We start from the raw sequence: 19,183 nt of genomic DNA on the forward strand, positions 1-19,183 counted from the left end.
AGATGCCTACCATGAATTTTAATCGCTACCTCATTCTCGCTTTGTCCTGCGTTTCTTTGAACGCCTTTGCCTTGGACTGCAATAACCCTCCTGGAGGGACCGACCTGGCGAGCGCGCAAGGCAATTTTCAGTGCGCGGAGAAAGCACGTGTTGCAGCCGACAAGGTTCTCAACGATACCTACAAGAAGCTGCTTGGCAGCCTCAAGGATGATTCGGAAAAAGAGAATTTTTCACGGACTCAAATCGTATTGGCACAGCGCGCGTGGGTTGCATTCAGAGACGCGGAGTGTGAATTTCGGACAAGTTTGAGCGGTGGCGCGCATCAGTGGCTAGTCGTGAACCGATCCCAATGCATCGCTGAAATGACTACCGATAGAACTAAGGCGCTGCAGAGCTATTTAGAGCAAGCTCAGTCTCAGTGAATTTAATACCGACACGTGATCAAAACAGTATTATTTTTTATTTTCAAAAATAAACTGAGCCATAACTCGCCTACGAACACCAGATGGAGAAGCATGTGGAGCGGAAGCTGCGACTGGTCCAAGCTTGGTGCGATCTAGAACCAGCAGATCAGCCGTGTTCCAGCAGGAGGCGGGGATGGCCGAAAAAACCTATACACATTGGGCGGCTTAAACCCTTGTCATGTAAGAGCACGTCCGACGTGCCTAAGATCATCGAGTTTTCTTGGGAAACGCAAGACGGTGTCCGGTCGCAATCCATTCGAATATTACAAGCCTGTGATGCATTTTCAGCCACCGATTGTCGTTGGCCCTGCGAACGCGGACGTTTACACGGATCCACTGATGCCTATCAAAATTCGTTTTGATAGGCATCAGCTCAATAACGACGGCGAGAAAGCATCTTGCCGGGCGCGGGCCGTGATGTCCCATACCTGTGGTGGGTACATTGAGGTGCATGTCTCAAGAGCCGGTAAAGAAGTGCTGATCAACTTGGTGGGCGGCGATTGCGATAGTCCCCTCACAACGGGCCGTGTTCACGGCGGCGCAACGAATCCTCACTAGCATTTCAAGGGCCTGTAATGAGACACAATATAAAAATTACAGATTCAACAGCGGGTATCGACGGCACATTTTTTGGAAATGCAATCAGCGATACTTGGACCTTACTGGCGGGAGTGGATATCGATGAAAAACAAGTTCGCCGCGGTGATCATTTTCACCTCCAGCATCGGATGGGCTGCTCCTCCAAGCGAAAATCTGGTTAAAGGCTGCCTTCAGGCACGCTCAGTTGCGCCCGCTGTCACCATCCGAAACATTACCGTTGAGGAAGCTTTTCAAGAGGATGGCTATGCCAACGGATTCAATGCAATCTATATCTTCAAATATAAATATGTCGATATGGTTTATGCTCAAGGAAAGCGAGATCAAGCGTTAATTTATTCCGGCAAGCTTTACAGACTTTCCAAATCCACACCAATCGGCGATAACGTCGAGGTTAAATCCACCGCATTCAATCCGATGTTGGCACAATGGAGTCTTGCCAAAGAAGGAAAACGCAAGTATTTTTGTGTTGGCTTTAATTTTGACGGACTTGGACAGAGCGGCTCATTTCAAAATTTACACGGAGGCTATCTCTTGAATTTAAAAACTAGAGACTTGTATTTTGCTGTGCGTGACATCAGACAATGATCCCGCACGAGATAGGCGCGATCCGTGCGAATCGCGCCGTTGCAGTTGCCCCGTTACCGCTACGCGTTACCCGTAGCGTGAAGGGTATCCTCCGTCGGGTCTGCTCGATCGCCGCCAGCACGTCGGTAAAGCGCGCCAAGGATGCCCAGATGCGCAGAAGCGCCCGTATCGAGCATAGGACCAATTCCGCTCAATGCGCGCACAGGTTATCACCGAGCATTTTTGCGCCAAAAGTCTTCTGCCATGCAATCCAGGCTCGTGACAACTGAGAGGGACTGAAGTGATACGTATGGCAGTAGCTTTCATGATGGCTCTGTCGTCGCTCGTCAACTACGACGTGGCGATTGCGCAGACCCAGCCGTCGCAGGATGAACAGACGCTCTGCAATGAAGACGAGGACGTCTATTTCAGTTGTTCGTTGGAGAACCAGAAGACGGTTTCCGTCTGCGCCAAGGACAACACCACGCCCAATCGAGGCTACGTACAGTATCGATACGGCAACAAGGGCGACGCCTTCGCATTCCCACCGGAGAATGTTCTGCCCGCCACAACGACCAGGATCACGGACGTCTCCGAAGGCAGTGTCCGTGGCCTGCATTTAAGATTCTCGAAAGAGCCGTACACGTACATCGTTTCGTCGGTCTCGCCAGGTGAGATTTATGTATCGAAAAATGGGAAGATTATTTTCGATAAAAAATGCCAGGCCTCAAGCTACAAGAGTTTCTCGAACAAGGTTTTCGACGGGGTCAACGAGGCACCCGTGACGAAGGTCGATATGCACTAAATGATGTTCATCGATCTGACCTCGTCGCGAAGAGCAGAAACCGCTCTCACGCGACCGAGGGATAAAACGCACTAAGACAGGATCTGGCGGCGACACACCGACCGGGCGACGTTAATGCAGTCGTAAAGTCAGACCAGCTTCGACACCGTATCCTCAGTCGTCTCCACAACCAACAGCCCCGCACGCAACCCCGGCTTCACCGTCGCATTCGGAAACACCAGACGCTCTTCCTCATGACGCACGATGTAGCGATAGTCGCCGTCGCGGGCGAGCAGCGTGTCTTTCGCGAACGGCGTGAAATTGGCCACATCCGCCGCCACCAGCAATTCGAACGCGTCGCTTTGCTTGGTGAGCTGATCGATCACGGTGAACACGCGCGGCAACACCGCCGGCGCGTTGCCATGCGTGCCCGCCAGCAGATGACGCACCGCTTCATCCGCACCGGCGAAACGCGTCAGGTCGTTCTGGCCGAACGGCCGCACCTTGCCCAGTTCTAGCGTGCACGCTTGCGCGCCACACGCTTGCGCGGTGAAATGCGAATACGTGTTGCCCTTGGTGGTATGCAAAAGCACCGCGCTGATACGCGCCTCGCCGAGCCATTCGAACATCGCACGCGAAAACGGCTTGCCGGTATGCGGCAGCAGCGCGAATTGCTCGAAAGCCGATGCACGAATCGCCGTGTGCATGTCGATATGCCAGCGCTCACCGGGCTCGTTCGAGTCAGAGCCAGTGTCAGAGGCCACCGCCGATCCCGACCCCGCAAAAAACCGCACCGCAGCCTGCTCCAACGCAGCGGCACGCGGCGCCTCATGACTCTGCGGCACTTGCAGATGCCGCCCGCTAAACAACCGGTTCAAATCGTCATCGCGATAACGACACGCGTCGCGCATGGCGTCGACATTGCCGAGAATCACCAGCAAGCGGCAAGTCAGCGCGGCGACGCCTTGCGCGATATCACGCACCAGATACGACAGCAATTCGATCGGCGCCGTTTCGTCGCCATGCACACCCGCCGACACCAGCACGCTGCGCGTCGCGCCCTGCCCTAACGCGGCGGGTTCGATCAGCAACACGCCGTCATCCAGCCACGACCAGCGCGCGCCGCCTGCACACACGCCCCGTGTTTCATCCGCGGCCGGCCGTGTGCCCGCCAGCGTGTAGGCGAGAAAATCGTCGAGCATCGCGGCCGGCATACGGTGCTCAGCGCTGGAAGTCATACAGCGAACCCAGATCGAGAATCTGCGTCAGTTCATCGAGCGCGGTGCGCGATTCGTGAAGCAGATGCGGATCGGTCAGATCGGACGGCGCGAGACGGTCGCGATAGTGCTTCTCGATCCATGCATCCAGACGACCGAACAGCGTATCGTCGATCCACACGCCCGGTGTGACGGCCGCGCGTTCCGCGTCGTTCAGCACCACCCGCAAACGCAAACACGCCGGGCCGCCGCCGTTCTTCATGCTTTCGCGCAGATCGAACACCAGCACGTCGTCGATCGGGCCGGTATGCGACGTCAGATCGTCGAGGTACGCTGCCACGCGCGCATTCTCGCGGCATTCCTGCGGCACCACCAGCACCTGCTTGCCGTCGGGGCGCGTCAACAACTGGCTATTGAACAGATACGAGGTGACGGCATCGGACACGTTCACCTGCGCGTCGGGCACTTCGATCACGTTGAAGTCGGATTTGAAACCCAGCAGTTTCGAACGCAACTCGTCGTACACCGCGCTCTGGTCGACGAACGCCAGTTGATGACAGAACAACGTGTTGCGATTGCCCACCGCGATCACGTCGTTATGGAACACGCCCGCGTCGATCACGTCGGGGTTCTGCTGCGCGTACACCGTGGCCGCCTCGTCGAGCCCGTGACGATGCGCGACGGCGCGGCTCGCCTCGAACGTCTGGCGTGCCGGGAAACGCTTCGGTTCCGGCCCGCGACGATACTCGCTACGGCCATACACGAAGAATTCGACCCCACGTGTGCCGTATTCCGAACCGAAGCGCGTGTGATTCGCCGCGCCTTCGTCGCCGAGCGCGGGCGTGCCGGGCAGCGCCTCATGCACCGCGAAACGATCGGCATCGCTGAAAATCGCGCGCAACGTGCGGCGCGTCGATTCATGTTCGATCGCGCGGTGCAGCTTGCTGCACAGATTGGCCGGCGTGAAATGCACGCGGCCATCCTGCGTATCGGCGGACGGGCTCACGGTCGCCGCATTCGCGGTCCACATGGCCGAGGCCGAACTCGCCGCTGCCAGCAACTCGGGCGCGTCTTTAGCCACGCGCGCGATCACCGTGGCGTCGTCGCCGGAGAAGCCGAGTTCGCGCAACAGACGCATCGACGGACGCTCCTGCGGCGGCAACACGCCCTGGTGAAAACCGAGGTCGGCGAGTTGCTTCATCTTGCGCAGACCCTGCTTCGCGGCCGCCTTCGGATTCGCTACCGACTTCTCGTTGTTCTGCGACGCGACGTTGCCGAACGACAGTCCCGCGTAGTTGTGGGTCGGGCCGACCAGACCGTCGAAATTGGCTTCAGTGGCTTGCATCGTCGATCCTTAGAATTGGAGGCCCGGCGAGACGCTCGCGGGCATTTGCAGTTGCGCGCTTTCGACGGAAGCCATCGGGAAGGCGCAGTAATCGGCGGCGTAATACGCGCTCGGCCGATGGTTGCCGGAGCGGCCCGGACCACCGAACGGCGCCCCGGAAGAAGCCCCATTGGTCGGCCGGTTCCAGTTGACGATACCGGCGCGGATGGTGCGCTGAAAATGCGTCCACAGCGCTTCGTCGTCGGCGAGCAGGCCCGCGGAGAGACCGAACTCGGTGTCGTTGGCCCGGTCGAGCGCTTCGTCGAAGCTGCCGTAGCGGATGATCTGCGCGAGCGGGCCGAAGTGTTCTTCGTCCGGCAGATGCTTCACGTGCGTCACGTCGAGAATCGCAGGCGTGACGAAGCCGAGGTTCGGGTCGCGCTGCTCCATTTCAAGCAGGGCGTTCGCCCCGTCGGCCAGCAAACGTTGCTGCGCGGCGACGAGTCGCGAAGCCGCGCGCGCCGAGATCACCGCGCCCATGAACGGCTGCGGATCGGCGTTGTATTCGCCCACGGTAATGCGCGCGGTGACTTCCGTGAGACGCGCGAGGAAGCGATCGCCAAACGCGTCGTTCGGCACGAAAATCCGCCGTGCGCAGGTGCAGCGCTGCCCCGCCGACAGAAACGCCGACTGGATCGTGTGATGCACGGCGGCGTCGACATCGGCCACCGGTCCGATCACGAGCGGATTGTTGCCGCCCATCTCCAGCGCCAGCACGATCTCCGGGCGGCCGCCGAACTGCTTGTGCAGCAAGGTGCCGGTATCCGAGCTGCCGGTGAAGAACAGGCCGTCGATCTGCCGGTGATTCGCCAGCGCGATACCCGTCTCTTTCTCGCCTTGCACGAGATTCAGCACGCCCGGCGGCAAGCCCGCATCGCGCCAGATCTGCACGGTCAGCGTCGCGACAGCCGGCGCCAGCTCGGACGGTTTGAACACGACCGCATTACCCGCGATCAACGCCGGCACGATATGCCCGTTCGGCAAATGGCCCGGAAAGTTATACGGCCCGAACACCGCCACCACGCCATGCGGACGATGCCGCAACACAGCGGTACCGTCGGCCATGGCCGAGCGCTTCTCGCCGGTGCGCTCGTGATAGGCCTGAATCGAAATCTCCACCTTGGCGGCCATCGACGCCGCTTCGGTACGCGCTTCCCACAACGGCTTGCCCGTCTCGCGGCCAATCGCTTCGGCCAGCGCTTCCTTGCGTTCGGTCACGAGTGCAGCGAAGCGGCGTACCACGCCGCAACGCTCGTCGAGGCTCAACGCCGACCACCCGGCGAACGCGCGGCGCGCGCTGCGCACGGCGCGATCGACGTCGTCCGCCGACGCGCCATTGCCTTCCCACACCGCCGCGCCCGTACCGGGGTTACGCGACGCGAAAACGGGTCCTGTGCCGGCGGCCCATTCGCCGTCGATGAAAAGCTCGCTCATGATCATCCTTATTTGTGTTTCTGCGGCAGCACGCGCACGAGGTCGCCTGCCTTGACGTCGAGCGCCGCGGCTTCGGCGGCGCTCAGGCGGAACACGCCGTCCTGCGGCACGCCCGCCACCACGCCGACGCGAAAATCGCCGAGCGACGTGTTCGATACCATCGACTTCGGCCCATCCTGCGGCGCACCCGCCGGCGCGCCAGTGATCTCGACCGGCACCAGCACGCTCTCGCGCACCGTGCGCAAGTCGGCGATATGGCATTCGAGCACCGGACCGGCGTCGAAAATATCCACATGATTCTCGTAACGCAGCCCTTCCGTTTCGAGCATGCGGCGCGCCGGAATCGTGTCGTTGTGCGTGAGACCGACGCAGTCCTGCGCCTCCTGCGGCAGCAACTCGACATACACCGGATAGCGTGGCATCAGCTCGGCGAGAAACGCCTTGCGGCCGTGCGAACTCAGATAGTCCGCCGCGTTGAAATCGATCTGATAGAAATGCGAGCCGACCGCGCGCCAGAACGGCGAGGTGCCGTCGGCATCGAAATGACCGCGCAATTCCGCGCACAAACGCTGCGGAAACCGCTCGCGAAACTGGGCGAGAAACATAAAACGCGAGCGCGACAGCAAACCGCCCACCCCGCTCGTGCGATAACGCGGGCTCAGGAACAGCGAGCAGACTTCGGCATAACCCGTCAGGTCGTGCGAGATGTTCAGCGCGCGCATTCGCGTCCAGATGCCGAGATCCTGGCTCGCGTGCACCACCGTGCTCACGCGATAGTTGTAGAACGGCTGCTGCAGACCGACTGCCGTTTCGATGCCACACACGCCGGCCACGTCGCCGGTATCGGTGTCTTCCATCACGAAGAAGTAGCCGGCTTCATGCGGCTCGGCCTTGTCTTCCATCGTGCGGCGCGCGCGTTCCACCCGCGCCGCCAGCGCGTCGCGATCCGGCTTGAAGGTGGTGAGACCCGGGCCGGTTTCCTGCGCGAGCCGCATCAGCGCGTCCACATCGCCTCGTTGCACAACGCGTACGACGATCATCGTGCGTCTCCCCTAGGTTCATCCTGATGCGACGCGTGCAGCGGCACGCAGCGCACCGCGTCGCCCTCGCTCACGCCGAGCGCGACGCGCGCCGCGTGCGGCAATGCCGCGTCGCGGGTCTTATCCGCTGCGTGATCGACTGCGTTGCCGGCCGCCAGTTCGCCGAGCACGCAACGGAATTCGCCGTCGGCGCCGTTATGCGCGATCAGATACGTCGACCCGTTCGCCGCAGCGGCCGCGTCGCGCACCACGCGCGTTTCGTTGCGCGTGACGCAGGCGCTGCGATCCACCTGCGCGGTCAGCACCGGGCCCGCATCGAAAATATCGATGTAGCGGTCGGTCTCGAAGCCTTCTTCCTGGTGAATCTCGTAAGCGAGCAAGGCCTTCGAATCCGGCTCGCCGAGCACGCGCTGCGCCGCTTCCGGCAGCAACGGCACATACACGGGGTAAGTAGGCATCACTTCGGCGATAAACGTGCGGCTGCGGCCACCCGATTCGATTTCGATGTCCGCGAAATCGCGGCCGAAGAACTTGCGCCCCACCGCTTCCCAGAACGGCGACACGCCGTGCTCGTCGGTCACGCCGAGCAGCAGCGAGAACACCTCGGACGTGAAGCGCTTGCGATTCGCGGCGATATACATCATCCGCGCGCGCGACATCAGATGCGCGGCGGCGTCGCCACGCAGCGACGGATCGATGTAGTACCCCGCGAGCCGGCTCTTGCCGGTCAGTTCATGCGACATGGTCAGCGCGTGAATCTTGCGATTCACGTGCAGTTCGCGCGACGCATGAATCAGCGCGTCGTTGCGAAACGCGTAGAACGGGTCCGAATAACCGGCCGCGGCGACGATGCTCGCCGTGCCCATCAGCTTGCCGCTTTGTCCGTCTTCGAGCACGAACAGATAAAACTCCTCGCCCGGAAAATCGACATCCGCGCGAAACGAGTCTTCCGACAACGCGATGCGCGCTTCGAGCGCGCCCCGGTCGTGCGGTAGCGAATGCAGCACCGGTTGCGCGGTGCGCGCCATCTGTTCGAGCGCGTCGAGATCGGCGAGGCGGCTGGGGCGTACGAAGAGCATCATCGTTCCTGTTGAATGTGACGCATGATGCCGTGCCTGTGGCTCGTCATCGGTCTGGCGCGAAAAATCACTTCGACGCCGCCTCGGCTCTCGCGCCGACGATCTCTTCGATCGCCTTCGCCAGACGCGCGAAGCCTTCGTTCATATCGTCGAGCGGCATGACCAGCGACGGCACGAAACGCAGCACGTCGGGACCCGCCATCAGCATGATCACGCCATGCTGACCGGCGGCAGTGACGAAATCCTTCGCGCGGCCCTTGAAGGCGTCGGTCAGTTCAGCGCCGATCAGCAGGCCTTTACCGCGCACTTCCTTGAAGAGACCAAAGCGTTCGTTGAGCTTCGCGAGGTGGCCCTTCAACGCGTCGCTGCGCGTACGCACGCCTTCCAGCAACTTCGGGTTGCTGATCAACTCGACGACCTTCTCCGCGATAGCCGCGCCCAGCGGATTGCCGCCGTACGTCGTGCCGTGCACGCCGACCTTGAAATGCGCGGCCAGTTCGTTCGTGGTCAGCATCGCGCCGATCGGGAAACCGTTGCCGAGCGCCTTCGCGGTGGTCAGGATATCCGGCGTCACGCCGCTTTCCTCGTACGCGTAGAAGTAGCCGCTGCGGCCCACCCCCGTTTGTACCTCGTCAAAAATCAGCAGGGCGCCGTGCGCGTCGCACGCTTCGCGCAGCGCTTTCAGGAAGGCCGGATCCGCCGGGATCACACCGCCTTCGCCCTGAATCGGCTCGACGATCACCGCACAGGTTTTCGCGCCGATCGCTTGCTTCGCCGCTTCGATATCGTTGTACGGCAAATGGACGATGCCCTGCGGCACCGGGCCGAAGCCTTCCGAATATTTCGGCTGACCGCCCACGCTCACGGTGAAGAACGTGCGGCCATGGAACGACTGCGTGAACGAGATGATCTCGACCTTGTCGGCGCCATGACGCTCGAACGCGACGCGACGCGCCAGCTTCAGCGCGGCTTCGTTCGCTTCGGCGCCCGAGTTGGCGAAGAAGGCGCGGTCGGCGAAGGTCAGGTCTTCGAGACGTTTGGCCAGACGCAGCACCGGTTCGTTGGTGTAGCCGTTGCCGATGTGCCACAGCTTGCCGCCCTGCTCGTGCAGCACTTTCAGCAGTTCGGGATGGGCATGACCGAGCGCGGTGACGGCAATGCCGCCGGCGAAGTCGACATAGTCGCGGCCTTGCGTATCCCAGACGCGTGAGCCGAGACCGCGATCCGGCACGAAGGCGGCGGGCGAAAACACCGGCACCATCACTTCGTCGAAAGTCTGGCGTGTCACTGTCAGGTCGTTCATGGCAAATCCTCGTTACGGGTGAGAGGTAGTACAGATAGTGTAGGAAATCGTCAGCGAGCCGTCTTGCGCATACGCGACGCTTTCTATGAGCTTCGGTGCGCGGTGCAATGCTCTCAATCCGCCTGATCCGGCCGTTCGATCAACGCGCCGGGCCGCGGCTCGCTGGCCGCCGCGCCGCTCGCGCCGGTCTGCCTGTCGATCCAGTTGCGACGATCCTCGCGTGGCGTGACATTGAAGCGTTCGCGGTACGCATTCGAAAAATGCGCCGCCGACGAAAACCCGCACGCGAGGCTGATCTGCACCACCGATTTACTGGTGCGCTGCAACTGCGTGCGCGCTTTGGACAGCCGCAAGCCCAGATAGTATTTGGACGGCATCGAACCGAGATACTGGCGAAACAGCCGCTCCAGCTGTCGGCGCGAAACGCCCACGAGATTCGCGATGTCGTCGGTGGTCAGCGGGTCTTCGATATTCGCTTCCATCAGCATCAGCGCGTCGTTCAAACGCGGATGCCGTTCGCCCGGCGCCGTCACGAACGGAATCCGCTGCCGCTCCTCGCCCGCGCGCAACACGCCGACGCCGAGCGTATCGGCGATCCGCTCCGCCAGTTCGGGACCGTGCTCGCGGCCGATCATCGCGAGCATGAAGTCGACGCTCGCCTGGCCGCCCGCACAGGTGGCGCGATCGCGGTCGATTTCGAAGATCTGCTGGGTGACGATGGAGCGCTCGAACTGCTCGGAGAACTGCTGGTAGGTTTCCCAGTTGACGCTTACGCGATAGCCGGACAACTGCCCCGCCATGGCAAGCCACCACACACCGTGATGGATGCCGGTAACGAGCGGCGTGCGTTGTCCGACGCGCGACAGACTGGCGAGAAACAGGCGGTAATCGGCGAACTGCTGAAACCGTTCGCTGACGATAATCAGCCAGTCGCACGAAATGGCGTCGCCGAACGCGGCGTCGGCGGGCCACTGCGCGCCACCCGCCAGCGGCACCGCGCGGCCGTCCCACGAACAGACCTGCACGCGGTACAGCGCGCGGCCGTCGATCTCGTTGGCGAGATTGAGCGCGTCGACGATCGGCCCGACGCCCGACATCGACACGGGCGGCAAGGCGACGATGGCGACCTGGGTGGTGCGGGCCGGGCTGGACGTACGAGCCATCGAATGAAGCGGCGCGAGCCGCGCGTTACTTCAGACTGCCGGACAGGAACTGCTTGAGCCGTTCGCTGCGCGGCGCGGTCAGCACGTCGGCGGGCAAGCCTTCTTCTTCGGTGCGGCCCTGATGCAGGAACATCACATGGTTCGACACGTTGCGCGCGAATCCCATTTCGTGCGTGACGACGATCATGGTGCGGCCTTCTTCGGCGAGCTTCTGCATGACCTTCAACACTTCGCCGACCAGTTCGGGATCGAGCGCCGAGGTGGGCTCGTCGAATAGCATCACGTCCGGATTCATGGCCAGTGCCCGGGCAATCGCCACGCGCTGCTGCTGACCGCCCGACAGATGCGACGGATACTGTTTTTCCAGACGCGGCGCGAGACCGACTTTTTCGAGGTACTCGCGCGCGCGCTCTTCGGCTTCGCGACGCGACATGCCGAGCACGTGAATCGGCGCTTCGACGATATTCTCGATCACGTTCATGTGCGCCCACAAATTGAAGTGCTGGAACACCATCGCGAGTTTCGTGCGAATGCGCTGCAGCTGCTTGTGATCGGCGACTTCGAGATTGCCGGCGCGATCGGCTTTGGTCTTGACCGTTTCACCATCGACGACGATCTGCCCCGCGTTCGGCCGTTCGAGAAAGTTGATGCAGCGCAGGAAGGTGCTCTTGCCCGACCCGCTCGCGCCGATGATGCTGATCACGTCGCCCTTGTTCGCGTTCAATGAAACGCCCTTGAGCACCTCGTTGTCGCCGTAGCGCTTGTGGATGTCCTGTACGGCGAGCTTGCAAGCTTCGGTTTGAGTCGTGTGGAGCAAGATGCTCTCCCTTTGAAAATACGGATCAGTCTTCGACGGCGCTCAATCACTGCGATGCACTGCGATGCATTGCGGTGCGCTGAGCGCCCGATGCCAATGTTGCACGATCAGGTCAGCCCACCGCGGCTCAATGCGTGCGCACCGCCAGGTAACCCAGCCAGTGACGCTCGGCGCGCCGGAACAAGGCCACCAGCGCGAACGACACCACGAGGTAAATCAGCGCCGCGAGGCCGAACGAGTCGAACGAGCGATACGTGGCCGAATTCGCGTCGCGCGCCACCTTCAGAATGTCCGGCACCGTGGCCGTGAAAGCGACCGTGGTGGCGTGCAGCATCAGGATCACCTCGTTACTGTACAACGGCAGTGCCCGGCGCAGCGCGGACGGTATCACAATGCGCCGGTACATCGTGAACCAGCTCATGCCGTAGGCGCGGGCCGCTTCCACTTCGCCGTGCGAGGTCGAACGGATCGCGCCGGCGAAAATCTCGGTGGTGTACGCGCAGGTGTTCAACGCGAAGGCCAGAATCGCACAGTGAAAACCGCTGCGGAAAAACGCGTCCAGCAACTCATGCGAGCGCACGAATTCGAGACTGTACATGCCGGTATAAATCAACAACAGTTGCACGTACAACGGCGTGCCGCGAAACACGTAGGTGTAAAGACGCACCGGCGTCGACAGCCAGCGCTTTTTCGACACGCGCGCCACCGCCAGCGGAATCGCCCCGAAAAAGCCGATCCCGACCGACGCCACCAGCAGCCACAACGTCACCGCGAGGCCGGACAGGCGCTGGCCGTCCCAGTACAGAAACGCGCGCCAGAATTGATTGAGAATGTCGATCATGGTCTTAGAGCTCCGCGTGGCGCACGCCGGTCGAATAGCGCTTTTCCAGCCAGATCAGCACGAGGTTCGAGGCGGTGGTGATCGCCAGATAGATGGCCGCGGCGATCAGAATGAAGAAGAACATGTTGAAGGTGCTTTTGCCGGCGTCCTGCGCGGCTTTCACCACGTCGGCGAGACCGATGATCGACACCAGCGCCGTCGCCTTGACCAGTACCTGCCAGTTATTGCCGATGCCCGGCAGCGCGAAACGCATCATTTGCGGAAACAAAATGCGGGTGAACACGCGCGCGCCGCTCATGCCGTAGGCACTGCCCGCTTCGAGCTGGCCGCGCGGCACGGCGAGAAACGCGCCGCGAAAAGTCTCGGTGAAATACGCGCCGTAGATGAAGCCGAGCGTCAGCACGCCGGCCACGAACGGATCGATATCGAACTGCGGCAGATTCAACGCGTCGGTGACGTTGTTCACCGCGATCTGGATGCTGTAGAACAGCAGCAGCATCAGCACGAGGTCGGGCACCGAGCGGATCAGCGTCGTATAACCCGTCGCGACGGCCCGCAGCGGGCGATTGAAGGAGAGTTTCGCCGCCGCGCCCGCGAGGCCGAGCAGCACGGCGGCCGCCAGCGACAGGACGGACAGCTCGATCGTCTGGATCGTGCCGGCCAGCAACACCGGACCAAAGCCGTATAGGAACACGCGTGTCTCCATCCAGGTTGTTTGAGGATGTGCCTGCAACGCGTCGCCGGGTGTCAATCCGTTTGCCCGACGCGTTCAGCATGGCGCGGAGTCTCCCAAGCAAAAATTAATTGCTCAAATGGTGGAGGGGTGTCATGTTGCGACGCAACATTGCGCCGTTTGCCGGGCGGGAGCGCTGGCAGCGCTTGGTTTTGCAGGGGATATGTCGTTGTAAGGCGCGGCGCGGGCGGTGGGCGCCGCCGCGATTTAGCAAGTTTCGGGTCGCTTTTTCGATAGACGCGGCGCGGCCGGTGCGACTGGAATCGGGGGGGCCTGTGCGCCGGAGCGCACCCAGGCCCTTCAGTCCATCCCCAGCCGCGAGCGGATCGCCGGCAGCATGTGCTCGACCGCCGCCCGCCCCTCTTCGATGGCCGGCCCCGCACGATGAAAGTCGAAAATCCCCATGCCGCCCAGCCTTGGCTGGATCAGGATATCCGCCGGTTCGCCGGCCAGCCGGCTGCGCGTAATCCGCACCTGCATGATGTCGATACTCTGCGCGATCGAACTCAGCATCGACGGCACGCGCGCGCTCGGCGCGGGCGGCACGCGCACGTCGCGGGTGACGGGCGTATCGGCCGGGGCCAGCCAGCGCGGCCACGGCTTGCCGTTACGGCGCAGCGAGACCGGCGGCGGCGCGTCGGGATCGATGGCGGGCGTGTCGACCACCGCGCCGCCGAAGTCGCGGCCATTCAGAATGTCGTTGTTCAGATCCACCGCGATCACGCAGTCGGCGCGCATGCCGCGCGCGACCGACACCGGCACCGGATTGCTGAGACCGCCGTCCACCAGCCACACGCCGTTGTGATAGACCGGCGTGAAAATGCCCGGAATCGCAATCGATGCGCGCACCGCGTCGGACACGCTGCCGTCCTGCAACCAGGTCTCGCGGCCGCTGTCGAGTTCGGTCGCGACCGCCGCGAACGGCAGGTTCAGTTGCGCGATCGAGCAGCCGTTGAATTTGTCGGCGAACAGCTGGATCACTTTGCGCCCGCCGAGCAGACCGCCCGAGAAACGCAGATCGAGCAGGCGCACCACCGTCTGCCAGGTGAGCCGCGAGACCCATTCCTCCAGCCAGTCGAGGTCGCCGTTCGCGTAGACCGCGCCGACCAGCGCGCCGATCGACGTGCCGCACACCACGTCCGGCTTGATGCCCGCGTCGTGCAGCGCGCGAATCGCGCCGATATGCGCCCAGCCGCGCGCGGCGCCGCCCCCCAACACCAGCCCGATACGGCTGTATCGACGTCGACGTATCATTTTTTTCCCCGCCTGTTGTCGTCTAGTGCCCGCGCATCACGTCCGAGCGCGATGTCGTATAAACCTTGTGAAACTCGTCGAAGTGCACGTTGAAAATACCTTCTTCGGTCACGCCGCGCTCGCGCCACTTCCAGCTCCACACCGTCTCCGGCTTGAGCGGAAAAACCGCCACCTGGCCCGGCTTGCCGAGCAGGCGGCGCACTTCGTCCTCGCTCATGCCGGTATGAATCTTCGCGAAGTTGGCGGCGGTCAGCACCTGGGTGATGGCCTGCAATTTGCCGTCACGATCGATATCGACCATATACGTGTTCAAACCTTCCGGGCCCCGCGGATATTCGAAGCGCTTCGAACCGTCGGTGAAAGTGCGCTCGGTTTCCGGCTTGCCCATCTGATCGCGGATCTGCGCCTCGGTCGTGACGCCCGGCGTCATGTCCTTCAGCAGCAGCGCGTCGGGTTTAACGGCGTTGAAGAATGCCTTGAGTTTTTGCACGGCCTGATCGCTCTGTTGTTGGTCGCAGCCGGTCAGCGCGACGCACGCGGCCAGCATGACGGCAATTAGCGGTTTGAGACTCACAGCGGATTTCCTGTATCGATGCGGCGGCGTAACGGTCCGCATCGCGGTGGATGTTGTGTAGGGTGTACTACAGGATAACCGTGTGCGGAGAAAACCGCGAGCGAGGGTGGCGATGGGACGCCTGCGAGGAGCTTGCGCGCCACACGCCGCAGCACGCAAAAAAGGCGACGCTGTGCAAAGCGTCGCCACGGTCGATACGGTCAACCGGGAAATCAGTGTAGACGGTGAAGCAACGGTCAGCCCGGCGGCATCGAAGCACCGCCGTCGCGACACGACGAACGACGCGCGAGGGACGACACGCAGCGGTCCGCTCCGAACGTGACGGCGAGCGACCTTGGCCTCTCGCCTTGCGCCAGCGCCGGTGTGACGGACCGCTGCTTGGTTGGCCGCCCTGGTCCCTCGATAAGCCTGCCAAGTGCAGTTAATCTAAATGGATTGGCCGCTTTAGACGAGAGCGCGTTTACACCGAATCGGCAGAGGATTCGCAAGCGGCGCGCGCATGCCCGCGCCGTGCGTTTCAAGCCGGCAAAAACGCGGCGAATCCCGCGCGCCCCACGCCCTGCAGCACCGAGTCGTTCTGCGGCGTGTGAATGCGTGCGCACAGCACGTCGCGATAGTGGCGCTCCAGCGGATTGTCGCGCGTGAGGCCCGGGTTGCCGCTCGCCTCGATCGCCAGCTGCACCGCTTCGATCGACTGATTCGTCACCGTGTATTTGACGAGCGGCGCTTCGTCGAGCGCCACCTGCGCGGCTTGTGCGCCCGCATCGAGCAGCACGCGATTGCTGAACAGCAGCGCGTCGATCCGGCCGAGCGTCTGTTGAAACGCCGGCAAGCTTGCGAGCGGTGCGCCGAGGCTGCCGGGGCGACGCGTCGCGGCCCACTGCGCGAACCAGTCGCGCGCGGCGCGCGCCACGCCGTCGTAGACCGCCGACAACAGCACGCTCATCCACGCAAGTCCGGTCGCGTCGAGGCCGGCGCCCGGTTCGCCCGGCGGGTGCACGTCCACGGCGTAGGCGGCCGGCACGAACACGTTGTCGAACACCAGTTCGTGACTGCCGGTCGCGCGCATGCCGAGATGATTCCATGCGCTGCCCACGCGCACGCCCGGCGCGTCGCGCGGCACGAGCCACACGCCGACCCGCGGCGGGGTTTCGTCGCTGCGCGCCCAGACCGCGAGCCACGTGAGTCCGGGGCTGCCGGTCGAATAGAGTTTGCTGCCGTCGATCAGCCAGCCGTCGCCGCTACGCCTCGCCACCGTCGACGGCAAGCCGCCGCGTGCCGGCGAACCGAGTTCGGGTTCGACGCGCAGCGAGTTGATCAATGCGCCATCACGCACCGCTTCACGCGCGACGCGTTCACGCAGTTCGACCGGCCAATGCGGATTGCTCTGCAAGCGAAACTGAAACAGGTACTGCATCACCACGACCAGCGCGGTGGAGGGCTCGCCGCGCGCGACCGCGCGCACGACGTCGAGCGCTTGCGGCAAGCTCGCACCGGCTCCGCCCAGCGATGCGGGCACCGTCAGCGAAAGCAGATCGAATTCGTGCAGGCGGGCGAGGTTCGCGTGGGGAAATTCGGCGCTGGCGTCGTACTGCGCGGCGCTCGCGGCGAACTCGCGGGTGAGATCGGCGAGCAACGCGCGGAAGGCGCCGCTATCGAGCGGAGGATGACGTCGCGTCACGGCGCTTTCGGCAATCGGGGCATTCATGCGGGCACTCCGGGGGGCCTCATCGGGCGATCGAGGGTGGTCGAGGATTCACGACGAACGGTTGGCGCGACGCCGCGGCGAATCGTCACGCAAACCGTCGCGCAAACCGTCGAACAAGAAGTCGAACAAGCGGCCCAACCTCACGGCAAAGGAAAACTGCGATCGAAACTCGCGCGTACGTCGAGATGCGCGCGGATCACGTTGGCGGCTTCATAGGTATCGGCGGTGCGCTGCTGCGCGGCGACGACGCTGTCGTCGATCGCGACCGGATGCACCTGGCCGCGTTGATAGACCGTCTTCAGCACATCGGTCGGCAAACCCGTGACGCGCGACTGCATCGCCGCGACTTCGTCCGGATGCGAAAGCGCCCAGCGCTGACCAATCGCCACCCGACGCAGGAAGTCCGCGAGTTGCACGCGCTTGTCCGTGATCGCGCGTTCCGTCGCGACCTGATAGCTGAGCCCTTCCGACAGGCCCACGCCGTTCGCGATCAGGCGGTCGTGATCGCGCGATTCGGCGAGCGCCGTGTACGGGTCCCACACCGACCAGGCATCGACGCTGCCCGACGCGAGCGCCGCTTTGGCATCGGCGGGCGCGAGGAAAACGAAGTTGACGTCGTTCGGCGCAATGCCGGCCTTCTTCAGCGCGGCCAGCGCGAGATAGTGGCCGATCGAGCCGCGCGTCGTCGCAATGCGCTTGCCCTTCAAACTCGCCGCGTCGTTCAACGGCGAATGCTCGCCGACGACAATCGCCAGATCCCGCGGATTCGAGCGGGTCGCCGCGACCGCTCGCACGCGCGCGCCGGCCGCGAGCGCGAACACCAGCGGCGCGTCGCCGAGACCGCCAACGTCGACGGCGCCCGCATTCAAGGCTTCACCGAGCGGTTGCGCCGCCGGAAAGTTGAACCACTCGATCTTGTACGGCAGGTCTTTCAACTGTCCGGACGCTTCGAGAATCCCGCGCGTTTGCAAGGCCTGATCGCCGACCTTGAGCACCGGCAGATCGGCCGCGTACGAAGGCAGCGCGCACCACATGGCCGACAGCGCCAGTACGGCGACGCCGAGCGGTTTATACAACACGCGGTATGCGGGAGAAAAACGGGAAATCGTCATGGATGCCTATCCGTCGAGGTTTGAAGCGCGATTGCCGTTGACGATAAGGCCCCTCTCCGTATAAGACAAACGCATTATTCTGCTAAGCAAATATGCGAATTTTCTTCGGCATCGTCGCGTGAATGCGAGACGCTGCGGGTATCATCGACGCCACCGATCAGGCGCATTTTCAAGCGCTATCTCTCTCGCTCAGCTCAACATGAAGATCGACGAAATCGACGCCTTTGTCACCGTCATTCGCTGTCAGTCGCTGCAACAGGCGGCGCTCGCGCTCGGCCTCACGCAACCGGCCATTACGCGCCGTCTGCAGAATTTCGAGGAAGCGCTCGGCGTCGAACTGCTCGACCGCCATACGCGACCGTTGAAAGCGACCGCCACGGGCCGCGTGGTCTATGAACAATGCCGCGTGATCCAGCGCGAACTCGACGTGCTGCGCGAGATCGTCGCCAGCGACACGCCGCCGGTCGGCACGCTGCGTCTGGGCGTCGCGCAGACCATCGCGGATATCGCGCTGAGCGAAGCGATGCGCGGTTTGAAAGCGGCTTACCCCGACTTGCAGGCGCGCGCATCGACCGGCTGGGGCAGCCAGTTGCTGCAACGGCTCGAACAGGGCGAACTCGACGCCGCCGCGATCCTGTTGCCGGCCAACAAATCCTTCGACGACACACTCACGGCGCGTTCGCTCGGCCGCGTCAAGCTGGCGGCGGTCGCGCAGAAAGGCCTGCTGAAAAAGCGCGCGCATACGCTGGCCGAATGCCAGTCGATCGGCTGGATATTGAATCCGGACGGCTGCGGTTTCCGCGACGGCCTGCAACGCGCACTGACGGGCTTGGGGCTGGCGTTGAAACTGAATCTGGAAACGCCCGGCACCGGGTTGCAATTGCAACTGGTCGCGGACGGCCATGGACTCGGCCTCGTGCCGTTGCCGCTACTTCAGGCCAGTGCTCATGCCGACACGCTCGACGTCGTATCGATCAGCGACTTCAAGCCGCTGATCGATATCTGGCTCGTGCATCCGCGCGTGCTTGGCAAATTGCAGCAACCGGTGGAACGCTTCGGCGCGGCGCTTGAACGGCAGTTCAAGGAGATCCGCGGGCAACGCGCGGCCTGAG

Annotated in this window: 18 protein-coding genes; 4 read left to right on the forward strand and 14 right to left on the reverse strand. The window is 62.8% G+C overall.

The window, feature by feature from the left end:
* The first annotated feature begins 11 nt into the window (after positions 1 to 11).
* The 3 genes from BX591_RS33070 to BX591_RS33075 all read left to right on the forward strand — a co-directional run bounded on the left by BX591_RS33070 (position 12) and on the right by BX591_RS33075 (position 2,433).
* Complete coding sequence (locus BX591_RS33070) at positions 12 to 422, forward strand: lysozyme inhibitor LprI family protein (protein WP_111935549.1); 411 nt, start codon at positions 12 to 14, stop codon at positions 420 to 422.
* 723 nt (positions 423 to 1,145) lie between these two features.
* Positions 1,146 to 1,649: a hypothetical protein gene (locus BX591_RS36265; RefSeq protein ID WP_146749848.1), complete on the forward strand. Its 504-nt coding sequence runs from the start codon at positions 1,146 to 1,148 to the stop codon at positions 1,647 to 1,649.
* A 289-nt stretch (positions 1,650 to 1,938) separates the two neighbouring features.
* The gene (locus BX591_RS33075; RefSeq protein ID WP_111935521.1) at positions 1,939 to 2,433 is read left to right on the forward strand and encodes a hypothetical protein; all 495 of its coding nucleotides are present in this window, start codon (positions 1,939 to 1,941) and stop codon (positions 2,431 to 2,433) included.
* A 128-nt stretch (positions 2,434 to 2,561) separates the two neighbouring features.
* Here the strand turns inward: BX591_RS33075 and astE are convergent, their stop codons facing one another.
* The 14 genes from astE to BX591_RS33145 all read right to left on the reverse strand — a co-directional run bounded on the left by astE (position 2,562) and on the right by BX591_RS33145 (position 18,071).
* A complete protein-coding gene (gene astE, locus BX591_RS33080) occupies positions 2,562 to 3,650 on the reverse strand; it encodes a succinylglutamate desuccinylase (RefSeq protein WP_176343148.1) in 1,089 nt (362 codons plus the stop codon).
* Positions 3,634 to 4,974, reverse strand: a complete 1,341-nt coding sequence (astB, locus tag BX591_RS33085) for an N-succinylarginine dihydrolase (RefSeq protein ID WP_111935523.1) — start codon at positions 4,972 to 4,974, stop codon at positions 3,634 to 3,636. Before astB ends, astE begins: the two co-directional genes overlap by 17 nt.
* Before the next feature lie 9 nt (positions 4,975 to 4,983).
* Positions 4,984 to 6,447 (reverse strand): succinylglutamate-semialdehyde dehydrogenase, encoded by a 1,464-nt coding sequence (gene astD / locus BX591_RS33090; RefSeq protein WP_111935550.1) that lies wholly within the window; start codon positions 6,445 to 6,447, stop codon positions 4,984 to 4,986.
* Between the two features lie 8 nt (positions 6,448 to 6,455).
* Positions 6,456 to 7,487 (reverse strand): arginine N-succinyltransferase, encoded by a 1,032-nt coding sequence (gene astA, locus BX591_RS33095; RefSeq protein ID WP_111935524.1) that lies wholly within the window; start codon positions 7,485 to 7,487, stop codon positions 6,456 to 6,458.
* Positions 7,484 to 8,566: an arginine/ornithine succinyltransferase subunit alpha gene (gene aruF / locus BX591_RS33100; protein ID WP_111935525.1), complete on the reverse strand. Its 1,083-nt coding sequence runs from the start codon at positions 8,564 to 8,566 to the stop codon at positions 7,484 to 7,486. The genes astA and aruF overlap by 4 nt, the downstream gene beginning before the upstream one ends.
* A gap of 67 nt (positions 8,567 to 8,633) precedes the next feature.
* On the reverse strand, positions 8,634 to 9,869 hold the full coding sequence (locus BX591_RS33105) for an aspartate aminotransferase family protein (RefSeq protein WP_111935526.1): 1,236 nt from the start codon (positions 9,867 to 9,869) through the stop codon (positions 8,634 to 8,636).
* A 113-nt stretch (positions 9,870 to 9,982) separates the two neighbouring features.
* The gene (locus BX591_RS33110; protein ID WP_111935527.1) at positions 9,983 to 11,032 is read right to left on the reverse strand and encodes a GlxA family transcriptional regulator; all 1,050 of its coding nucleotides are present in this window, start codon (positions 11,030 to 11,032) and stop codon (positions 9,983 to 9,985) included.
* Positions 11,033 to 11,057: 25 nt separating this feature from the next.
* Positions 11,058 to 11,849, reverse strand: coding sequence for an ABC transporter ATP-binding protein (locus tag BX591_RS33115; RefSeq protein ID WP_111935528.1), 792 nt, complete (start codon positions 11,847 to 11,849; stop codon positions 11,058 to 11,060).
* 127 nt (positions 11,850 to 11,976) lie between these two features.
* A complete protein-coding gene (locus BX591_RS33120; RefSeq protein ID WP_111935529.1) occupies positions 11,977 to 12,690 on the reverse strand; it encodes an ABC transporter permease in 714 nt (237 codons plus the stop codon).
* A gap of 4 nt (positions 12,691 to 12,694) precedes the next feature.
* A complete protein-coding gene (locus tag BX591_RS33125) occupies positions 12,695 to 13,384 on the reverse strand; it encodes an ABC transporter permease (RefSeq protein WP_111935530.1) in 690 nt (229 codons plus the stop codon).
* A 339-nt stretch (positions 13,385 to 13,723) separates the two neighbouring features.
* A complete protein-coding gene (locus BX591_RS33130) occupies positions 13,724 to 14,677 on the reverse strand; it encodes a patatin-like phospholipase family protein (protein ID WP_111935531.1) in 954 nt (317 codons plus the stop codon).
* A 22-nt stretch (positions 14,678 to 14,699) separates the two neighbouring features.
* Complete coding sequence (locus tag BX591_RS33135; protein ID WP_111935532.1) at positions 14,700 to 15,251, reverse strand: hypothetical protein; 552 nt, start codon at positions 15,249 to 15,251, stop codon at positions 14,700 to 14,702.
* Between the two features lie 517 nt (positions 15,252 to 15,768).
* A complete protein-coding gene (locus BX591_RS33140) occupies positions 15,769 to 16,959 on the reverse strand; it encodes an acyl-CoA dehydrogenase family protein (protein WP_111935533.1) in 1,191 nt (396 codons plus the stop codon).
* A gap of 140 nt (positions 16,960 to 17,099) precedes the next feature.
* On the reverse strand, positions 17,100 to 18,071 hold the full coding sequence (locus BX591_RS33145) for an ABC transporter substrate-binding protein (RefSeq protein WP_111935534.1): 972 nt from the start codon (positions 18,069 to 18,071) through the stop codon (positions 17,100 to 17,102).
* A gap of 199 nt (positions 18,072 to 18,270) precedes the next feature.
* Here BX591_RS33145 and BX591_RS33150 point away from each other — a divergent pair, with 199 nt between their 5' ends.
* Positions 18,271 to 19,182 carry a LysR family transcriptional regulator gene (locus BX591_RS33150; protein WP_111935535.1) on the forward strand — a complete coding sequence of 304 codons (912 nt, stop codon included), beginning with the start codon at positions 18,271 to 18,273 and terminating at the stop codon, positions 19,180 to 19,182.
* Position 19,183: the final 1 nt, after the last annotated feature.

It is taken from the genome of Paraburkholderia bryophila (assembly GCF_003269035.1).
GTDB classification, from domain to species: Bacteria; Pseudomonadota; Gammaproteobacteria; order Burkholderiales; family Burkholderiaceae; genus Paraburkholderia; species Paraburkholderia bryophila.

Bases quoted from the DNA above. Each gene is read 5' to 3' on its own strand.
- BX591_RS33070 (WP_111935549.1), top strand. From the start codon at position 12: ATGAATTTTAATCGCTACCTCATTCTCGCTTTGTCCTGCGTTTCTTTG.
- BX591_RS36265 (WP_146749848.1), top strand. From the start codon at position 1,146: ATGAAAAACAAGTTCGCCGCGGTGATCATTTTCACCTCCAGCATCGGA.
- BX591_RS33075 (WP_111935521.1), top strand. From the start codon at position 1,939: ATGGCAGTAGCTTTCATGATGGCTCTGTCGTCGCTCGTCAACTACGAC.
- astE (WP_176343148.1), bottom strand. From the start codon at position 3,650: ATGACTTCCAGCGCTGAGCACCGTATGCCGGCCGCGATGCTCGACGAT.
- astB (WP_111935523.1), bottom strand. From the start codon at position 4,974: ATGCAAGCCACTGAAGCCAATTTCGACGGTCTGGTCGGCCCGACCCAC.
- astD (WP_111935550.1), bottom strand. From the start codon at position 6,447: ATGAGCGAGCTTTTCATCGACGGCGAATGGGCCGCCGGCACAGGACCC.
- astA (WP_111935524.1), bottom strand. From the start codon at position 7,487: ATGATCGTCGTACGCGTTGTGCAACGAGGCGATGTGGACGCGCTGATG.
- aruF (WP_111935525.1), bottom strand. From the start codon at position 8,566: ATGCTCTTCGTACGCCCCAGCCGCCTCGCCGATCTCGACGCGCTCGAA.
- BX591_RS33105 (WP_111935526.1), bottom strand. From the start codon at position 9,869: ATGAACGACCTGACAGTGACACGCCAGACTTTCGACGAAGTGATGGTG.
- BX591_RS33110 (WP_111935527.1), bottom strand. From the start codon at position 11,032: ATGGCTCGTACGTCCAGCCCGGCCCGCACCACCCAGGTCGCCATCGTC.
- BX591_RS33120 (WP_111935529.1), bottom strand. From the start codon at position 12,690: ATGATCGACATTCTCAATCAATTCTGGCGCGCGTTTCTGTACTGGGAC.
- BX591_RS33130 (WP_111935531.1), bottom strand. From the start codon at position 14,677: ATGATACGTCGACGTCGATACAGCCGTATCGGGCTGGTGTTGGGGGGC.
- BX591_RS33140 (WP_111935533.1), bottom strand. From the start codon at position 16,959: ATGAATGCCCCGATTGCCGAAAGCGCCGTGACGCGACGTCATCCTCCG.
- BX591_RS33145 (WP_111935534.1), bottom strand. From the start codon at position 18,071: ATGACGATTTCCCGTTTTTCTCCCGCATACCGCGTGTTGTATAAACCG.
- BX591_RS33150 (WP_111935535.1), top strand. From the start codon at position 18,271: ATGAAGATCGACGAAATCGACGCCTTTGTCACCGTCATTCGCTGTCAG.